This window comes from Pseudomonas sp. ef1 (genome assembly GCF_007293365.2).
Taxonomy (GTDB): Bacteria; Pseudomonadota; Gammaproteobacteria; order Pseudomonadales; family Pseudomonadaceae; genus Aquipseudomonas; species Aquipseudomonas siliginis.
On the sequence record NZ_CM129815.1, the window covers coordinates 4,340,972 to 4,358,174 of the forward strand.

Annotated in this window: 19 protein-coding genes; 9 read left to right on the top strand and 10 right to left on the bottom strand. The window is 58.2% G+C overall.

All coding sequences use genetic code 11. The features are described 5' to 3' along the window. Positions 1-17: 17 nt before the first annotated feature. Complete coding sequence (gene gspG, locus FEE99_RS19635) at positions 18-476, bottom strand: type II secretion system major pseudopilin GspG (protein WP_041480117.1); 459 nt, start codon at positions 474-476, stop codon at positions 18-20. A gap of 148 nt (positions 477-624) precedes the next feature. On the opposite strand from gspG, the gene gspI reads away from it, so the two are divergent. Then, positions 625-1,011 (top strand): type II secretion system minor pseudopilin GspI, encoded by a 387-nt coding sequence (gene gspI / locus FEE99_RS19640; protein ID WP_041480115.1) that lies wholly within the window; start codon positions 625-627, stop codon positions 1,009-1,011. Positions 1,012-1,377: 366 nt separating this feature from the next. Here gspI and FEE99_RS19645 read toward each other — a convergent pair whose 3' ends face one another. The 4 genes from FEE99_RS19645 to FEE99_RS19660 form a co-directional block, all read right to left on the bottom strand. Then, positions 1,378-1,737, bottom strand: coding sequence for a DUF6124 family protein (locus tag FEE99_RS19645; RefSeq protein ID WP_041480114.1), 360 nt, complete (start codon positions 1,735-1,737; stop codon positions 1,378-1,380). A 421-nt stretch (positions 1,738-2,158) separates the two neighbouring features. Beyond that, positions 2,159-2,872 (bottom strand): hypothetical protein, encoded by a 714-nt coding sequence (locus FEE99_RS19650; protein WP_041480113.1) that lies wholly within the window; start codon positions 2,870-2,872, stop codon positions 2,159-2,161. A gap of 214 nt (positions 2,873-3,086) precedes the next feature. Continuing rightward, positions 3,087-5,699: an AAA family ATPase gene (locus tag FEE99_RS19655; RefSeq protein ID WP_041480111.1), complete on the bottom strand. Its 2,613-nt coding sequence runs from the start codon at positions 5,697-5,699 to the stop codon at positions 3,087-3,089. 272 nt (positions 5,700-5,971) lie between these two features. Next, the gene (locus FEE99_RS19660; protein ID WP_041480110.1) at positions 5,972-6,403 is read right to left on the bottom strand and encodes a type II secretion system protein N; all 432 of its coding nucleotides are present in this window, start codon (positions 6,401-6,403) and stop codon (positions 5,972-5,974) included. Positions 6,404-6,523: 120 nt separating this feature from the next. Here FEE99_RS19660 and gspH point away from each other — a divergent pair, with 120 nt between their 5' ends. Together gspH and FEE99_RS19670 are read left to right on the top strand one after the other, a co-directional pair. Then, the gene (gene gspH, locus FEE99_RS19665) at positions 6,524-6,970 is read left to right on the top strand and encodes a type II secretion system minor pseudopilin GspH (protein WP_041480109.1); all 447 of its coding nucleotides are present in this window, start codon (positions 6,524-6,526) and stop codon (positions 6,968-6,970) included. Further along, complete coding sequence (locus tag FEE99_RS19670; RefSeq protein ID WP_041480107.1) at positions 6,967-7,575, top strand: prepilin-type N-terminal cleavage/methylation domain-containing protein; 609 nt, start codon at positions 6,967-6,969, stop codon at positions 7,573-7,575. The genes gspH and FEE99_RS19670 overlap by 4 nt, the downstream gene beginning before the upstream one ends. A gap of 39 nt (positions 7,576-7,614) precedes the next feature. Here FEE99_RS19670 and FEE99_RS19675 read toward each other — a convergent pair whose 3' ends face one another. After that, positions 7,615-8,286: a Crp/Fnr family transcriptional regulator gene (locus FEE99_RS19675; RefSeq protein WP_052392204.1), complete on the bottom strand. Its 672-nt coding sequence runs from the start codon at positions 8,284-8,286 to the stop codon at positions 7,615-7,617. Between the two features lie 93 nt (positions 8,287-8,379). On the opposite strand from FEE99_RS19675, the gene FEE99_RS19680 reads away from it, so the two are divergent. Beyond that, positions 8,380-9,060, top strand: coding sequence for a hypothetical protein (locus tag FEE99_RS19680; protein ID WP_041480105.1), 681 nt, complete (start codon positions 8,380-8,382; stop codon positions 9,058-9,060). Between the two features lie 933 nt (positions 9,061-9,993). On the opposite strand, the gene FEE99_RS19685 is transcribed toward FEE99_RS19680, so the two are convergent. The 3 genes from FEE99_RS19685 to FEE99_RS19695 are packed head-to-tail and all read right to left on the bottom strand — an operon-like array spanning position 9,994 to position 12,235. Beyond that, positions 9,994-10,932: a FecR family protein gene (locus FEE99_RS19685; protein ID WP_041480104.1), complete on the bottom strand. Its 939-nt coding sequence runs from the start codon at positions 10,930-10,932 to the stop codon at positions 9,994-9,996. Positions 10,933-10,964: 32 nt separating this feature from the next. Next, positions 10,965-11,516 (bottom strand): RNA polymerase sigma factor, encoded by a 552-nt coding sequence (locus FEE99_RS19690; RefSeq protein ID WP_041480103.1) that lies wholly within the window; start codon positions 11,514-11,516, stop codon positions 10,965-10,967. Further along, positions 11,513-12,235 carry an STN domain-containing protein gene (locus FEE99_RS19695; protein ID WP_041480101.1) on the bottom strand — a complete coding sequence of 241 codons (723 nt, stop codon included), beginning with the start codon at positions 12,233-12,235 and terminating at the stop codon, positions 11,513-11,515. Before FEE99_RS19695 ends, FEE99_RS19690 begins: the two co-directional genes overlap by 4 nt. Before the next feature lie 150 nt (positions 12,236-12,385). On the opposite strand from FEE99_RS19695, the gene FEE99_RS19700 reads away from it, so the two are divergent. Continuing rightward, positions 12,386-12,688 (top strand): hypothetical protein, encoded by a 303-nt coding sequence (locus tag FEE99_RS19700; RefSeq protein ID WP_041480100.1) that lies wholly within the window; start codon positions 12,386-12,388, stop codon positions 12,686-12,688. Positions 12,689-12,850: 162 nt separating this feature from the next. Here the strand turns inward: FEE99_RS19700 and FEE99_RS19705 are convergent, their stop codons facing one another. Beyond that, entirely contained in the window at positions 12,851-13,291 is a 441-nt protein-coding gene (locus tag FEE99_RS19705) for a carboxymuconolactone decarboxylase family protein (protein ID WP_064361168.1), read from the bottom strand. Positions 13,292-13,734: 443 nt separating this feature from the next. On the opposite strand from FEE99_RS19705, the gene pdxR reads away from it, so the two are divergent. The 4 genes from pdxR to FEE99_RS19725 all read left to right on the top strand — a co-directional run bounded on the left by pdxR (position 13,735) and on the right by FEE99_RS19725 (position 17,109). Further along, positions 13,735-15,168, top strand: coding sequence for a MocR-like pyridoxine biosynthesis transcription factor PdxR (gene pdxR / locus FEE99_RS19710; protein WP_041480098.1), 1,434 nt, complete (start codon positions 13,735-13,737; stop codon positions 15,166-15,168). Between the two features lie 123 nt (positions 15,169-15,291). Further along, entirely contained in the window at positions 15,292-15,585 is a 294-nt protein-coding gene (locus tag FEE99_RS19715; RefSeq protein WP_016774982.1) for a putative quinol monooxygenase, read from the top strand. 192 nt (positions 15,586-15,777) lie between these two features. After that, on the top strand, positions 15,778-16,179 hold the full coding sequence (locus tag FEE99_RS19720; protein ID WP_041480096.1) for a cupin domain-containing protein: 402 nt from the start codon (positions 15,778-15,780) through the stop codon (positions 16,177-16,179). A gap of 216 nt (positions 16,180-16,395) precedes the next feature. Continuing rightward, on the top strand, positions 16,396-17,109 hold the full coding sequence (locus FEE99_RS19725; RefSeq protein ID WP_041480095.1) for a hypothetical protein: 714 nt from the start codon (positions 16,396-16,398) through the stop codon (positions 17,107-17,109). Positions 17,110-17,203 lie beyond the last annotated feature (94 nt).

Consider the following 17,203-nt stretch of genomic DNA (forward strand, 5'->3'; position numbering starts at 1 on the left):
TGTGTTCACGGCCGGCCTTACAACTGCCAGGAACCGATATCGGCGTTCACGCCATCGCCGTCAGGCTGGCCATCGGCGCCGAGGGAAAAGATATCGACCTCGCCATTCGCGCCCGGGTTGAGATACTGATAAGGCCGGCCCCATGGGTCATTCGGCAAACGCTCCAGGTACGAACGCCAGTTGCTGTTCTTCGCATCCGCCGGCCGCTCGACCAACACCTTCAGCCCCTGATTCATGCTCGGATACGTGCCGTGATCGAGGCGATACAACTTCAACGCCTGCATCAACCCGCCAATATCCTGCTTCGCCGCCGTCGCCCGCGCCTGATCCGGCCGGTCGAGCACCTTGGGCACCACCATCGCCGCCAGAATCCCCAGAATCACCACCACCACCATGATCTCGATCAAGGTAAAACCCTGCTGGCTACGCGGTGTGCGCGGCGACTGACTGAGCGTTTTCAAAGGTGCGATATCCATCTCGACATTCCCTGGCTTGATCCGAATTCGACGCGCAGTGTTGCAAGAAGATATGTCAGGGATGTTGAAAATCCTCGGGTGTTTCCGTCGTCAAGCCGTCAAGGACGGGGGTTAGCGTCGAGGGCTGGGTTTTGGTTTTGGGCCATGTATGCGCGCGCGTTCGCGAGAGAAAGGATTCACCCTGATTGAAGTGCTGGTGGCACTGGCGATCATCGCCGTCGCCATGTCCGCCGCCGTGCGCGTCGCGGGGTTGATGACGCAGAGCAGTGGGGTTTTAAGGGATCGGTCGGTGGCGATGATTGCCGCGCACAGCCGGATGGCTGAGCTGCGCCTGGAGGGCCGGTTGCCGAATGGGATGAAGGCTGTTGAATGTGATCAAGGACGGCTTATGTTGCGCTGCGAACAGGTGATCGCCAGTGCAGAGAATGGGCGACTGCTCAAGGTTGGAATTCAAGTATTCGACCGCAACCAGGATGCGCCGCCATTGGCCAGACTGGAGACCCTGTTGTCACGGCCAGGAAGCCCCTCACCCTAGCCCTCTCCCGAGGGAGAGGGAACCGATTCGGGGAAATTCGTGACACACGCCGACCTGAACGTATCGCTCTGAATCCAGCACCGCTGAAGCCCAGCAAAGCCATAGCCGCTAAGGTCTTCCAGGTCGATGTATAACGCAAAACACCTCGGTCGGCCCCCTCTCCCTCCGGGAGAGGGCTGGGGTGAGGGGCTCTTCTGCCGCAGTGCATAAGCATCAAAAATCCATAATCAACACGCTCGTCCAGGTCGATGCACAACGCAAGACACCTCGGTCGGCTCCCTCTCCCTCCGGGAGAGGGCTGGGGTGAGGGGCTCTTCTGCCGCACCTAAAATCCCAAGGCCCAGCGCCGGATCAAGGCCAACGACATCACCCCGCCACCTCCAAATTATCCATCACCCGATTCACCGCCAGCTCCCCCAGCATGATCAGTTGAGCAACCCCCAACAACGCCCGCCGCTGCGGCGCCGGCAGCAAACTGGAAATGTCCTGAGCAATCGTCTTCGCCGAAGCAAGCGTTTCACTCGCATCCGCCAGCAGTTCTTCATTCTTGGTATCCGCCGTCACCGCATACATCCCACGCGCTTTACGCGGCGGAGGCAGGAGATTGTTTGGCGACAGGTAATGATCGAGCGCGCGGTCAGCGGCTTCGTGGAGTTTGTTGGAGTCGAGGGAGTCGTAGGGAGATGTGGGATCGGTTTCGGGTGGGTTGGGTGTTGGTTTGATCATGAGTGAATCTCCAAATCATAGAAAAGGAGCCATCATCTTTTCGCTACCAAACGAAGGGGTGGTGGCCATACGAAGGTTGGTAGACCGGTGACTTGGAAACCGGCGCGCCCGAAGACGCCCTGCGCATGGCCACCATAAAAACACAGCCCCAAAAAGGACTGAATCGGGTGACGCTATGCGCCAAGTCTAAGCCGGGCTACCAAACCCGATCGCTGATTCGTCAGCGACCGCACCACAATAGAACCCGCCCCCAAGGCGCACAAGCCGGCGGATTCTGGCGTAGCTGTAGGCAAAGGCGCAAGGATATGTAGCCTGAGAGCGTGACTGGAGATGTCTTTTTAAACACTGGTGTTTATCGACTTCTCAACACCTACCGCTCACTGAAATTCGTCCCCTCGCCGAAGAAGTAATACAAAGAACTTCATAGCTCGGCATATGCGGCTTCAAAATTTTTCAGTGCTTGTTCTACTTTGTATCGAAGCATCAACGATGCAGAAAGCTTCACCATTGCCTCAAACAGGACATGCCCCGATTGAATCTGACATTGATCAACACAACGGCCCGCATATTCGCCAGGTTCATACGCGTAGACGGTGTAAAAAACCCTACCTGATTCCCGCCTCAAACCTGCGGTGAGATGGGTGACGGAAACATCTGAAGAAACGGAATCAGGCCGTGAGAACTCCAAAACGTCGTCGAACGGTATAAACATAGCTGAGGCGGACATCACAAATAAACTTGCGATATCCAAAGCCTCCTCAACGCTTTTGAGCTCAGGCGCAGCGTACTCGTGCTCAAGAAAATTTCTCATATCAACAACTTTTCGCAACAAACTGGGCACCAATAACCCAAGTGCTCTTACACGCTCAATCTTTTTCGGCACGTTCCATCGCAGCGATGAGTAACCGAAAGAGATCAGCAACTGATCAAGCTGACAGACAATAGCTCGCTTCACATTCGTCGTCGCGTTAATAAGAGCCGGCAGTCCTCCCCGCTCAAAATCCTCTTCTGCCAAGGCCAAAAATTCAATGGGGGAAATTTCCAGATCCGTCATTCCGAAACTACCGCCGCCCAACGCTACGCCGCTTTTAACCAAATCGAATCCATGCGCGACGCAAAGCTGTTTGATTTCCATCTCACCTCCTAGTTGTTGGTGGTTAACAGGCACGTTGGAAATCAGTGTATCAGCGCCAGAATGGCATGTTCGGACAGTCAGCACACGTTCTGCGCACCTTTGGTGTGCCTTTGGAAACGGATTAAATTTAGGGAAGATCCGTCCCCTTACGCGTCCATGAGCAAAATAGCTCAGCCATCCACTTCATTTTGTTTAACGTTGGGCAAACCAAAATCTAGCCTCTTGCTTTCGATATTTCTTTCGAGCGTTTATCTAAAGCGCCCCGCCACGTCGCGAGTCTCTCGATATCCACCTCCAGTTCGTCAGGCTCTGGTATTGGGATCCTACCAACATGCGTCGCCGCGTCGTGTTCGAATTTGGAGCTTTTGGACATCCCGCTGTCCACCTCCCGGTAATCTTCGTCAGTGACAATTACCGACTTCAAACGTTGCGTCGAGACTCCTTCGCCGAATCTTTGGACTGCACCATTCAAAAGCACCTCCTCAACGCATCTCTCCCACGCTAAGCGCAAACGACCATAGCACGCAGCAGTCAAACGACGTTGCTCGTCTTCATCTCCACTCTTTTGTGCTTTACGAACTTCCACCAATTCTTGCCGAAGCCTTGCCAGTCGATCTTTGGTACCAACGACGTCGAACGGTAGATCCTGCGAATGCACACCAAAACCATCTGCGGTGCGACGAATATAGTTCTTGGTTAATTGCGCCCCGGACTCCTCAGCTTTCTGCTCCAAGATGCAGAGAAAATAGATGTCGTGCGTGAAGATGATCACCTGCCGGTTAAGCGCTTCTAATGCCAAGCGTTCTGCAACTTCCCAACGACGTCTATGATCGAGTGATGACACTGGGTCATCTAAAACTATTCCACCACGACCTTTGCCTAGCTTAAGCTCGGCAAGAAAGGATGCGATTGCAATTGCTCGTTGCTCCCCCTCGCTCAAAATGGCTGCGGGAGTACCCCCACCGGGCAGCTGTAGGACAAGCTTAAATTGAGTCTTACCTCCGGGAGACTCTGGTTTCATCACAATTTTTAGCTGATGCACTTTGAGGCGTTTGAGTTCCTCATTCAGAGCATCTGCCAATTCCTGACTGGCGGTCGTCCGAGAAAGCTCAGTGGATTTTCTAGAAATGCCTCGAGTATCGAATCCATCTATGCATAGTTGAAGCTTGCGACTCGTCTCGTGCTTGGCGATCACTTCCAAAACAGCGGCTTTGATCTCGCCCAGCCGCGCCCGCGCATCAAGTTCTAGCTTCTCCGCCGTCATCTGAGCCCGGGTTTTTTCGTCGGCCGTTGCGTCCAAAGCTTTGGATTGATGTAGGATGCGTTGGATCACAACGGCTAGACCCGGGCATGGGTCAGTCCCTAGAGGAACTACTTCTTCCCATTTAAGTTCACCCGCAGCGGCTTTGAGTATCGATGTCTGCCGGTTATTTAGGCATATCTGCATGGAAGAACAGCCAGCAGCGAGCTCGGGATCGAGTTCGGTTAATTCTTCCACCAAGCCGTCACGGAACATCACATCGATTACGGCCTTTTGAACCATTCTATAGGCCACCGTCGCTGCATCGCGAGCCTCCTTTGTTGCCTTTTCGGCAGCATGTTTGACGAACGTATCAAAGCGCGTTAGATGCGCAACACCTTCAGGGCCGAGGAGGTTTTGACAGAGAGGACATACAGAGTCTTCCGGTATCTTTGGAAACTCATGACCTGGATGACTCACTTGCGCAAAAACTCTGGCCGCGTCGAATAGTGCCTTCCATTCTTCACCTCCCGTACCAGCAAGTTGACCGGCGGTTTGTTTGAACTCTTGAGCAGCCAATTCCGCTGCAGCTTTCGCAGTTTTTGATGCTTCAATTAGCTGTTTGAGCTGACCCGCCGTCCTATCGTCGATCAGTGCAATTGCCCCCACCAATCGATCTTTTAAACCGTTGAAGCGCGCGGCCTTTTGACGCAATGCTTGTGCTTTTTGCCTCGGATCTGCCTCAGCGAGCGTTTGAGTCAAGAGCGATAATCGATCCAAGTCGATTTTCGTGAGTGCGGCTAGAGCTTCTATTTGCTCAGGGACGGTAGATTTAGGGATGCCGAGTAATGCAGCAGCCACCTGTGTTTTATCTCTCGTAAGGGCGGCGTAAACTGCGTCAGTTGGAGCATTTGCAACCATCTCTTGCGAGGCGCGTGTCTTAAGCTTAGTGCATACGCTTGCCATCCCTTCCAATATATCCAGCCCATATGGTGCATAAGCGAAGTCACCATGATTATCAATATAAGCACGAGCGCAATAAGTATCGAAGATGGCAATGTCTGAAAGAGGTTCGGGAGCAACAGTCCCGTATTGCCAAAAAAGATCAGTAGTTACACCGTCTATAACAGTTTCAAATACTGCTTGGGCTACGCCTGCAGTTTTAGGGTCTAGGTTTGCATTAGGGAGAATCGGCTCGCGCCGGTCGCGCGCGCGGCAAGCATGTTTGAATACCCGGGAATACCCTGACTTCCCAGCGCCATTTTCGCCGTAGATTACCGTCAGGCCAGTCAACGAGATCGGAACACTTCCCCCGTTAGCTAAAGCATTGACGTTAACAATTTGTTTGATCGCAGCCAACTGTACTAAGCGTGCGGGATCATTGGGCTGAGCGATCAACGCGTCATCAAGCCTCTTAGGGCTTCGGCCCTCAGGATCTGGAATACCAGACTCGGCTTTGGCTAATGCGTAGAGTTCGTCAAGATCGGCTGGGCTGAGACTACGGTTTTGGTAAAGGCGAGCAATTGCGTCTTGCTGCCACGCAGGCAATCCCTTCGACCATGCGTGAATTTCCTGAATAATCGTCACCTACCTACTCCTTGGCATAGTCCAACCACACCGATGAATAAAAGAGGAAGTTGCTTTGAGTATGTTTAGCAGACTAAAGCGAATAAGGCAGGTGGCGGTAGAATATTTCGAATTAGCACCCCGTATTCGCGAGCTAGAAATGCAGCTGTCTTTCAAGGCTAAAAGGAAAATTTTGTAGCTTTTTAGTTTTCTTCATGTACAGAACCGACTGATCCTACAATCTAGATGCGATTTCAATTGAAACACTAAAATTCGTCCTGCTACTGCCGGAATCATGGCCTCACCAACCTCGGCAAAACCACCCCCTCCCCCAACCTCTCAACCCCCAACCTCACCCTCTCCCCACCCTGCTCAATCACCACCCCATCCCCCTCAACCCCCACCAACTTCACCCCTACCCCAACCTTCTCCCCCACCAAAAAACTCCTGGGCGGCCCATCATTCAAACTCAATATCGCCACCGTCCCGCTCCCGCCCGCGATCACCCCGCTCACCTTGATATCCACCGGCGCGGTCTCATTGGAAAACCACTGCAACGCCGGGCTATCGCTCCTCGCCGCGAGCACTTGCGGGGCGGCTGCGGGTGTGTGGGATTCCGCTGTGGTCAGCAGCAGCGACGACCATGTCGCGACGCCCACCAGCGCGGCGAGCAGGGCCAGGGCCTGGACGGTTTGCGCCGGGGTAATCCGTGTGGTGAATTTCATGGGTTGTCGCTCCTTGTTGTCCCTGTTGCCAGCCTACGCGGCAATTCTCTCCGTTTTATTTCACATGCCTTACATGTTCGCCGGGCACGATGGGATGGGACGCCAAGGAGCGCGTGGGTGATGAGCAGGCAGCAGGGTTTTACGTTGATCGAGTTGATGGTGGTGCTGGTGATCATCGGGATTGCCAGTGCGGCGATCAGTTTGAGTATCAGGCCTGATCCGTTGCAGTTGTTGCGCAAGGATGCCGAGCGGGTTGCGCAGTTGTTGCAGGTGGCGCAGGCCGAGGCTCGCGTCGATGGGCGGCCGATTGTGTGGCTGGCGGATGCCAAGGGGTTTCGTTTTGGTCGGCGTGGGGATGATGGCGTGGGGTTTGAGTCGTTCAAGGAGGATGCGCAGTTGCACCCGCGTGCGTGGCAGAGCCCGAAGATCGAGGTGCGTGTGGAGCCTCGGCAGACGGTGGTGCTGAATGCCGAGTGGATCAATCCGCCATTGCGGCTGATTTTGTCGGATGGGGCCAATCGGCTGAGTGTGCTGCGCGATGGCAGTGGGCGGATCAGTATTCAATGAAGACTCAGCAAGGGTTCACTTTGATCGAGGTGATGGTCGCGATTCTGCTGATGGCGGTGGTGAGTCTGATTGCCTGGCGCGGGCTGGACAGTGTGACGCGGGCGGACAGTCATTTGCAGGCGAGCAGTGAGCAGAGCGATGGGTTGTTGCGGGTGCTGAATCAGTTGCAGCGAGATGTAGACATGCGCGCGGGGGTGGAGTTGAGCGAGCCGCGCAAGGTCGGGGCTGAGGATGAGGCGCCGACTGCGCCGCCGGCGGTGACGGTGCGCAGTAGTGACAGCAAGGGGTTTCGGCTGGACATTATTCGCAGCGCGGCGGATCAGCCGGGGGCGTTGCAGCGGGTTCGGTGGTGGGTCGAGGGGGATACGTTGTATCGGGCGGTGGCTGAGGCGCGCAGTCGCTATCCGTTGCCGGCGCCTGTTAATGGGGTCGCTGTGTTGAGTGAGGTGAGTGATGTGCAGGTGCGGGTTTGGGAGATCAATAAAGGCTGGCGGCAACTGAGTGGCAATCGTCAGGAAGATCCGGCCGGACTGGAAATCAGCCTGACCCGTCAGACGCCACAAGGCCTGGAAAAATACCGACAGGTGATCGGCCCACTCAACTGAGCAGCCCCCTTCCTCAGCACGTTTGGCGCTTATGGCAGGTTAACTCTCCCGTGCTGCCTCTCTGAGTTTTTGCACATTGAGAAGGGTGACGGCGCCGTATCGAACAGCCAACAGGCCTTCGGCTTCCCAGATTGTCAGCTGGCGGTTGACGCTCTGGCGAGACACGCCCAGTTGTTGGGCGATATGTTCCTGGTTGACCTTCAGGCATGGCGCTTCTTCGATACCTGGGCCTTTGATCAAGGAAACGAGTCGGCGGGCCAACCTGACAGGCAGAGGATTGCGGATCGTATTCCCCGCCCAATCGAGCGCCATTCGATATCGGCCACAGACCAGCCGGGTAATGGCTAGCAGAACGTCGGGGCGGCGCTCGATGATTTGCCAGAATGCGCTGGCAGGCAGCACTGCAATACGCGCAGGCGAGACGGCTGCAACGTCATACTTTCTTGGTAAGCCATCCAGAAGTGGTACTTCGCCGAACCAGTCTCCAGCGACCAATTGAGTAAGCAGCAGTTGATGTCCACTGGCGCCTAGGCTATCGACGCGCAAGGTGCCTTGAATCACACGAAACATGCCCAGGGGTTTAGAGCCTTGAGGGAAGAGAGCCTCCGACTTTACCAATGTCCTGATCCGCGAGGCCTCGAGCAAAATCGCGTCCACTTCTGGTGGCAGGGAAAATGATGGAGGTATCGCTTCAGCCGACAATTCGGACATTGCCAAAACCCGACAATCTTGGTGTGAGGGCTCGGATAGTATCAGACGCCTCTGGCCTGTAGACGACAGGCCTGTCTGAATCAGGAACGCAGAATGTACGTCGGTCACTTCGCCATCGGCCTGGCAATCAAGGCCCGCTATCCCACGATTCCCGCGCTACCCATCATGATGGGCGTCGGTTTTCTGGATCTGCTCGATGGGATTTTCATCATTCTTGGCTTCAACACCGTCACCGCAAATTTGAACAGCGGGCCGTACCTGTTTTTTGATCTGACCTTTATCGACTGGGATCACTCATTGCTGGCTGCGGTGTTCTGGTCTGCGATTTGGGGACTGCTGTTCATCAAGCATCGACCGGTAGCCGTCGTGGCAGCGTTGGCCGCCTTTTCTCACTTCATCGCCGACTGGCCGATGCACAACAGCGATTTGGCACTGTATCCGCACTCGGTCGAGCATTACGGTTATGGGCTTTGGGGGAAGCTGGGGACTGTCTCCTGGGTGCTCGAAGGTGTTTTTTCAGCAGTGTTGGCGGTTTATGCATGGCGGCTCAGCGTCCGACGCGGCGTGAACTTGATCTGGCCTTGTGTGGTGCTGGTGGTTTTGTTCTTGCAGCTATCGCCAGTGGCTTCACCCATGAAGTTGGTTGCCACCCTCGATGAACCTCTGGCGCACGTGCTTCATGGGGTTTTGGTTTCGTTGGGCTTTTTGGTTCCAGGGCTGCTGTTGTCGTGGCTTTTGGATAGAAGTGAGGGAGTGAGTATCAAGCGAGGGTGAGGTCAGTTGGGGATTGGTGGGCTGTGAGGCCGTCATCGCGAGCAGGCTCACTCCTACAATGGGATTGGGTGTAGGCAGTTGGGGATTTGGTGACTGAAGAACCGCTTTCGCGAGCGGGCTCGCTCCCACAGAAAGCAAAAGCAAGATCAAAAGATCGCGGCCTTCGGCGGCTCCTACATTTGGATTGGGTGTAGGCAGTTGGGGATTGGGTGGCTGTGAGGCCGTCATCGCTGGCAAGCCAGCTCCCACAGGGATCGAGTGCGACCGGAAGATATTGGTCAGTTGGGTAACCGCTTTCGCGAGCAGGCTCGCTCCCACAATTGAATTGGGGGCAGACAGCTTTAGGTTGGTTGGCTGTTAGGCCGTCATCGCTGGCAAGCCAGCTCCCACAGGGATCGAGTGCGACCGGAAGATATTGGTCAGTTGGGCAACCGCATTCGCGAGCAGGCTCGCTCCCACAGTTGGGTTGGGGGCGGTCAGTTGCAGGTTGGTTGGCTGTTAGGCCGTCATCGCTGGCAAGCCAGCTCCCACAGGGATCGAGTGCGACCGGAAGATATTGGTCAGTAGGGCAAGCGCCTTCGCGAGCAGGCTCGCTCCCACAATTGGGTTGGGGGCGGTCAGTTGCAGGTTGGGTGGCTGTTAGGCCGTCATCGCTGGCAAGCCAGCTCCCACAGGGGTCGAGTGCGACCGGAAGATATTGGTCAGTTGGGCAACCGCTTTCGCGAGCAGGCTCGCTCCCACAGAAAGCAAAAGCAAGATCAGAAGATCGCGGCCTTCGGCAGCTCCTACATTTGGGTTGGGTGTAGGTAGTTGGGGATTGGGTGGCTGACTGGCTGTCATCGCTGGCAAGCCAGCTCCCACAGAAAGCAGGATCAAGATCAGAAGATCGCAGCCTTCCGGCAGCTCCTACATTTGGATTGCGCTGGGCTTTGGTTAGCTGAGCACGACCACGCCGCCGGGCAGTTCGGTGCATTTGACGCCGTAGGCATCGCGGATCAGCAAGGCGACGCCGGCGAGTTGGTCGAGGTTGAAGCGGGCCTGGACGCGGCGTTGGCCGAGTTCGCGGTTGAGCAGCAGGAGCATGCCGGGGCGGTAGCGGTTGATTTCGTCGATCATCTGGCTGAGGGTCGCGCCGTTGAACACCAGCACTTGTTGGCGCCAGTTCATCACGGCGGCGGTGTCGACGGTTTGCACGTTGCCGATTTGCCGTGCGTCGTAGGTGATTTGCTGGCCCGCTTCGAGGCGCAGGTTGCGGCCGTCGATGGCGACGTCGACCGCGCCGTCGAGGCAGGTCACGCAGACTTGCTGGTCGGTGTTACGCAGGTTGAAGCGGGCCTGGCTGGCGCGCAACCACCCTGCCCCGGCCTGCATCGCCAGTGGCAGGCGTGCGGTTTGCACTTCGACTTCGCCGCTGACCAGTTCAAAGCCCTGCACGCCGTTTTCGACGCTGCGCTGGTTGATGCGGGTCTGGGTGTTGAGTTCGAGGCTGACGCCTTGCGCCGGTTCGACCCGCCGCTGCTGGCCGACTTCGGTGATGTAGTCGGCGCCCAGCCCTTCGAAGCCACCGGGAATCGTGCCGCGCACCAGCAGGAATGCGGCGGACGCGGCAATCGCGCCGCCGAGGAATGCCCGTCGACCGAAGCTGCGTCGGCCCTGCAACGCTTCGGCGGCCGGTTGCAGGTGATGCCATAGCAGTTTGGTTTCTTCGAAGGCCCGGGCGTGTTCGCCGCTCCGCGCGCACCATTCGCGCAGAGCGCGGGCGTCGGCGACGGTGGCGCGGCCCGAGGTCAGCAGGATCAGCCAGTCGCGGGCTTCGCTGTGCAGCAACTCGTCGGCCGATGGCTCGGCAGGTTTCAGTCGAAAGATGTTCAAACGCGCAAATTCTCAACGGATTAATCGGGTCACTATTCGCTAGACGGTTTTCCGGCCCCGCGACCGAACCGCTGAAACACTTTTCTTTCCAGTTTTGCTGCGCAGAAGCCCAACGCGGCTTTGATTTCCTTCTCGACCATGCGCGTGGAAATGCCGAAACGCTGGGAAATTTCCAGGTGTGGCGCCTCTTCCAGCCGCGCGGCGATGAAGATTCGCCGACGCCGTGCCGGCAGTTCGTACAAAGCGCTGAGCAGGGCCTGCATCTCCTTTTGCCCGCCGACCACCCGCGCCGGGTCGAGGGCTTCGTCGCCCAGTTGCAGCAGCTCTTCGACCTCAGTACCGGTGAGCAGCCGCGCATCGGCCTGACGGCGGTCGGCGGCGATGTTCAGGGCCATGCGATACAGGTAGGCGTTGGGCTTGAGCAGGTTCGGCGGGGTCTCCATGCGATCGACCCGCAGCCAGGTTTCGTGCAGCACGTCGTTGGCCAGGTCCTCGGAGCCGAGGCGGCGGCGCAGGCGCACGCGAAAATCCTCGTAGGAGCTGAGGAACAGCTGGCCCATCGTGCTTTGTCCGGCGTCTTTCATCCCCCGGAAACTCCTTCCCATCTCGTGCATCCCATGCGCTTCCCTGACGACTCCGGTAACAACAGCAACGTGACGGGCTGGCGCAAGGCGCTGGGCGTCGGCCGATCGATTGTGAGGTTGCGAAAACTTTCCACCAGCGCGTTATCGCGCCGTACATCGCCGGTCGAAGTGACCAACCGGTTGTGCTGCACCACGCCGTCGCGCCCGACCCACACCTGCAACACCGCGCGATAACTGCCCGGCCGGGTCAGCGGCGAACTACACAGCTTGCGCTCGATCGCCGCTTGCACCGCCGTCGCGTAACTGCGGTTGACCGCGACAGCAGCCGGCGTGGGTTTGTCCGTCGGCACTGGCAGGTCTTCCACCTGCGCCGCTTGTAGAGTGAACGCGTCGGCGCGGGCATAGCGCGCCATCAACCCGGTGCCGCCGAGCAAATGACGCAAGGCGTCGGCGGCGGTGTATTCGCCATCCACAGCGAGGGAGCGGCGGCCCCGGCTCAGCTGGCTGTCGACCAGCACCGCGACGCCCGTGGCGCGGCTGTATTGATCCAGCGCCCGAGCGAGTTCCTGAGCCGGGATGTGCAAGGTCAGGCGCATATCCGCCGCTGCTGGATCTGCATTGGCCGCGTTGGCCAGCAGACCGAGCAGCCACCCCAGACCCGCGCGGCGCACAAGCGTCGCCGAGCGCTGAAGACTGATCCGCGAACTGCCTCGCTGCACGACTGGCGCACCCCTGAAAATCGCTATCCTGCGGGGCATTTATGACTCTGGTATGACGGGCGGTGCAAAAAAACCATCACGGGTTTTGCGCCGCGCTTGCACTAGACTCAAACCCCAGAGCGGCCCATTCGGGCGGGCCAGGAGGCGGACATGAAAACGCGGTGGATGTGGGTCTTGCTGATGACGGTGGGCGCGGCGCAGGCGGAGGAGCCGCTGGGTTGTGTCGAGGTCACGGTCGGCGGTTACAAGGCGCCGAATTACGATTGCCTGAGCCAACAGATGGGCAACAATCCCGACGGCGCGGCGGCGGCGCAGAAGAACATGGAAGCGTTGAATGTGCCGGTGCACAAGCGCGCGCCGAATCAGGTAGGGCTGGCGACCCCGGCTGCGACGAGTACGCGGATGGGCAATACGTTTGGCACATCAGTGAAACCGCAGCGGCCGGCGAATTAGGCAGGTTGATCGTTCCCACGCTCTGCGTGGGAATGCCTCAAGGGACGCTCCGCGTTCCATTGGGACGCAGAGCGTCCCGGGCTGCATTCCCACGCGGAGCGTGGGAACGATCAGATGCGCGTTTCCATGTAGAAGCTGCCGAAGGCTGCGATCTTTTGATCTTCAGTCACTCGGGGTCTGACGGAAGCTGACAGCCAAACGATTCCAGCTGTTGATGGTGCTCACCGCTACGGTCAGGTCCACCAGTTCGCCTTCATCGAACTGCTCGCGCGCCTGCTGGTAGACGTTATCCGGCACGTGGCTTTCGGCCAACAGCGTCACCGCCTCGGCCCAGGCCAGCGCCGCCCGTTCGCGGGGGTTGAAGAAGTTGCTGTCGCGCCACACCGCGACCGCATACAGGCGCCGATCACTTTCCCCGGCCCGCCGCGCGTCCACCGAATGCATGTCAGTGCAGAAGGCGCAGCCGTTGAGTTGCGAGGCGCGGATCCGGATCAATTGCAGCAGCGGCGCTTCGATACTCAGGTTGGCGGTCAGCGCCTCCATGGCAAGCATCGCTTTCATCGCCTTGGGCGACGCGTTGTAGTAATCCAGACGCAGGGACATGGCGCGGCTCTCGGCAGGCGGAATGATGAGTTCACGGTAAGGGCTGTGCAGGCTGTGTTACAGCCCCAATTCCATGAATTCCGGCTACACCAATGAACTTCGGCCAAACGCAATACCTGTGGGAGCGAGCCTGCTCGCGAAAGCGGTTTCCCAGACAAATATTCATCCACTGCACCACCGCCATCGCTGGCAAGCCAGCTCCCACAAGGTTTAACGTCGTTCACAAGATTTGTGCACGCCGCAAAAACTGTGGGAGCTGGCTTGCCAGCGATAGCGGAGTGTCAGACAACGAATCTGTTCAATGACCCACCGCTTTCGCGAGCAGGCTCGCTCCCACAGGGACTTGCGCCAATTTGCGGTTTTTACTCCACGCAACTACTGCCATAAGCCCAACAACGCTAATCTGACCGACACTTCACTCAACACCCGGGAGCCTCGTCGGTATGGAACTTCATGTCGTGATCAACGGCCGCAAGGATCTTGCCGGTCAGTTGTATCAGCAGTTGCGCGCGGCGATTGAATCCGGGCGGTTGGCGGCGGGTACGCAGTTACCGCCGAGCCGCTTGCTGGCCGAGCAATTGGGCATTTCGCGCAAGACCATTTCCGACACCTATGCGCAACTGACCTACGAAAACTTCCTCACCGGCGTGATCGGCAAAGGCACCTACGTCAACGCCCGCCCGGCGCAGGTGCAGCGCAAGCAGAGCCACACCGAGCTGGCCAGTGCCGAGGTGATCGAGAGCTGGCGCAATCTGCCGGTGTTCCTGCGTCACCCGACGCTGCAAGGTTCGCTGCGCTACGACTTCATCGGCGGCGCCACCAGCAAAGGCCAGTTCCCCCACGACGACTGGCGCCGCTGCGTCGCCCATGCGATGCGGCAGATGGCGCAGTCGAAAGGTTTCTACAGCGTTGCCGAAGGTTTGCCGGCGCTGCGCAATGCGATCGCCCGGCACATCGCGTTTTCCCGTGGCATCAACTGTCAGGACGAGGACATCGTCGTGTGCAACGGCGCGCAGCAGGCGCTGGACCTGATTGCCCGCGTACTGACCCGTCCCGGCAGTCTGGTGGCCATGGAAGACCCCGGCTACCCGCCCGCGCGCTTGTTGTTCGGCACGCATGGCGCGGAGGTGGTCGGGGTGCCGGTGGATGCCGAGGGCATTCAGGTCGAGCACATTCCCGATGGCACGCGGCTCATTTACGTCACCCCGTCGCATCAGTTTCCGCTGGGCATGGCCATGAGTCAGGCGCGCCGCGAGGCCCTGCTCGCCCGTGCCCACGAGCTCGGCGCGATCATCATCGAAGACGATTACGACAGTGAATTCCGCTACGAAGGCCGGCCTACGGATTCGCTGTACAACCTCGATCAGCGCGGCATCGTCGCCTACGTCGGCACCTTCTCGAAAACCTTGCTGCCGGAGTTGCGCCTTGGCTACGCGATCCTGCCGCCGTCGATCATCGAGGCGGTGATTCGCGCCAAACAGCTGACCGATCTGCACGCCTCGACTCTGCCGCAATGGGCGCTGGCCAAGTTCATCGCCGAGGGTTGCCTGCTCAAGCACATCCGCCGCTGCCACACGATCTACGCGCAACGCCGCGAGCGGATCCTGGCGCGGATGGCGACTGACCTTGCACCGTGGCTGCAAGCCGTGCCGGCCAGCGCCGGGTTTCACATGGCGGTGTTCTGCAAGGTGCCTATCAATTTGCCGTTGGTCATCGAGCTGGCAAAAAAGGTCGAGGTCGGCCTGTATGCGATCAGTGGTTTCTACTACCAGCAGCCGGCGAAAGAAGGCCTTTACTTCGGTTTCGGCGCCATCGAAACCCTCGACATCGACATTGCCCTCGATCGCCTGCGCGACATCCTCGAACAGCTGTCATGAGCCGTTGGTATAAGGCTTTTACCGCCGATTGGTTATTGGTGATTCACGGCGGCAGGCCTATTCTGCACAGGCGTTATCCCTCAGTGAGCAGGATTCGTCCGGCCTGATTCAGGAGTGTGAGCAATGTCCAACGAAGTGATCAACACGGTTGAAGTGAAGGCTGTTGCGGGCCGCTCGGAAGAGCTTGGCAAGCAATTGCAGAAGATCGTCGACACCCTGCGCGAAACTCCGGGCTGCGATTCCTACCTGGTCGACCGCTGCCCCGAGGACAGCCACCGCTGGACGGTCAGCGCGCGCTGGCAGTCGGAAGCGGCAATGCAGGCGCATTTCAACCGGCCCGAGGCGCAGGGGTTTATCGACCTGATCGATAGCCGCCTGGCCAATAGCGTCGATTTCAACAGCTTTCCTATCGTCTAAAAGCAAGATCAAAAGATCGCAGCCTTCGGCAGCTCCTACTCTGGAATGCGTTCCCCTGTAGGAGCTGCCGAAGGCTGCGATCTTTGCTTTTGAACCAGAATTGGTCACCTGATCTTCGCGAATATTGGCCGTTTGAACCGGCCACATTGCGGCCTACTGTGAGCACACCCCCACCATCACAGGTAACCCGCCATGAAAGCCCTGCACCTCGTCGCCGCAGCCCTCGTCTTCAGCCTTTCCGCATCGGCGATGGCTCACGACCCATCCGAAAAAATCACCGTCCTGCAGGAACAACTGCTGAAAAACGCCCCCGGCAAGAAAGCCATGATGATCGAAGTCGACTACCAGCCCGGGCAATCCTCGATCGCCCATAAGCACGAAGGCACGGCGATGGCTTACGTGCTCGACGGCGAAGTGATTTCCCAAGTCAAAGGCGAACAGGCGATCACTTACAAAAAGGGCCAGTTCTGGTACGAGCCGGCCGGTTCCGAGCATCTGGTGTCGAAAAACGCCAGCTCGACCAAGCCTGCCAGGTTGCTGGTGTTCATGGTGCTGGCCCCGGATGAGCAGGTGCTGATCCCGCTGGAAAACTGATGGCTGCGTGACCAGCCATAAACGAAAGGCGCGAATCGAGCATTTGCGCCTTTTTTATTGCCTTGGGGCATTACCTGCAAACGCTTAAAGCCAATAAAACTAACCCCGCATAGGTTATTCAGGCAACGGTCAGGCCGGCAGGTTTAACCTGAATACCCGCCGAACCATCGGCCCGTGCACACTCATCGACAGACCTTGTTTCACGGGAGAAACACCATGAAACCTGCGCTTCCCGCCCTGCTGGCGATCTCCGTTTTGCTGCTCTCTGCCTGCTCTGTTCCCACTGCTCCGCAAGCCGTGTCATCCCTCGACACGCTGCTGCCGCACCCGACCGGTCGCAGCAGTGCTACTCAGGTCAAGAGCGGTCCCGGCGTCTCGCTGGGGGTGATTTACAGCCCCGGCACCCTGGCCAATCGCCAATACCTGCGCGAGTATCAGGCCAAGGCCGGTACCGGTTTTGGTCAGAGCCTGCTGGTGCAGCCGATCCACGATGCCTACGTCGCCAGCTCCAGCCCGGATCGCGCGGTGCAGTGGGTCAACGCTTCGCTGCAACGCCAGTTCGGCTCGGTGACGGTGTACCCAGACATGCAAAGCCTGCGCGCGGTCAGGCCGGATGTGGTGGCGATCGTCGATACCCACAGCCAGTTGATCACCTCGCGCAGCTCGGATATCCGCGCGGATGTCAGTGCCGATTTTTACGATGCGCAATTGAACTACATCGGCACAGCGAAGGGCTCGCAGGCGCGGGAACTGACGCCGGTGTGGGCGGACTTCAAGCGCTCGGAAGAGATCGTCGCGGATATCAATCAGCAGGAGGAATTGCAGCTGGCGGCGTTGCGCGAGTTTGACCGTTCGCTGAGTAATCTGGTTGTGCGGCCGGGGGAGAAAGTGTCGATGCTTGAGGGTAAACCAGCTCAAAAGTTGTATTGAATGTAAGTGCCTCTTCGCGAGCAGGCTCGCTCCCACATTTGGAATGCGATCAACTGTGGGAGCGAGCCTGCTCGCGAAGGCGCCAGACCAGTCA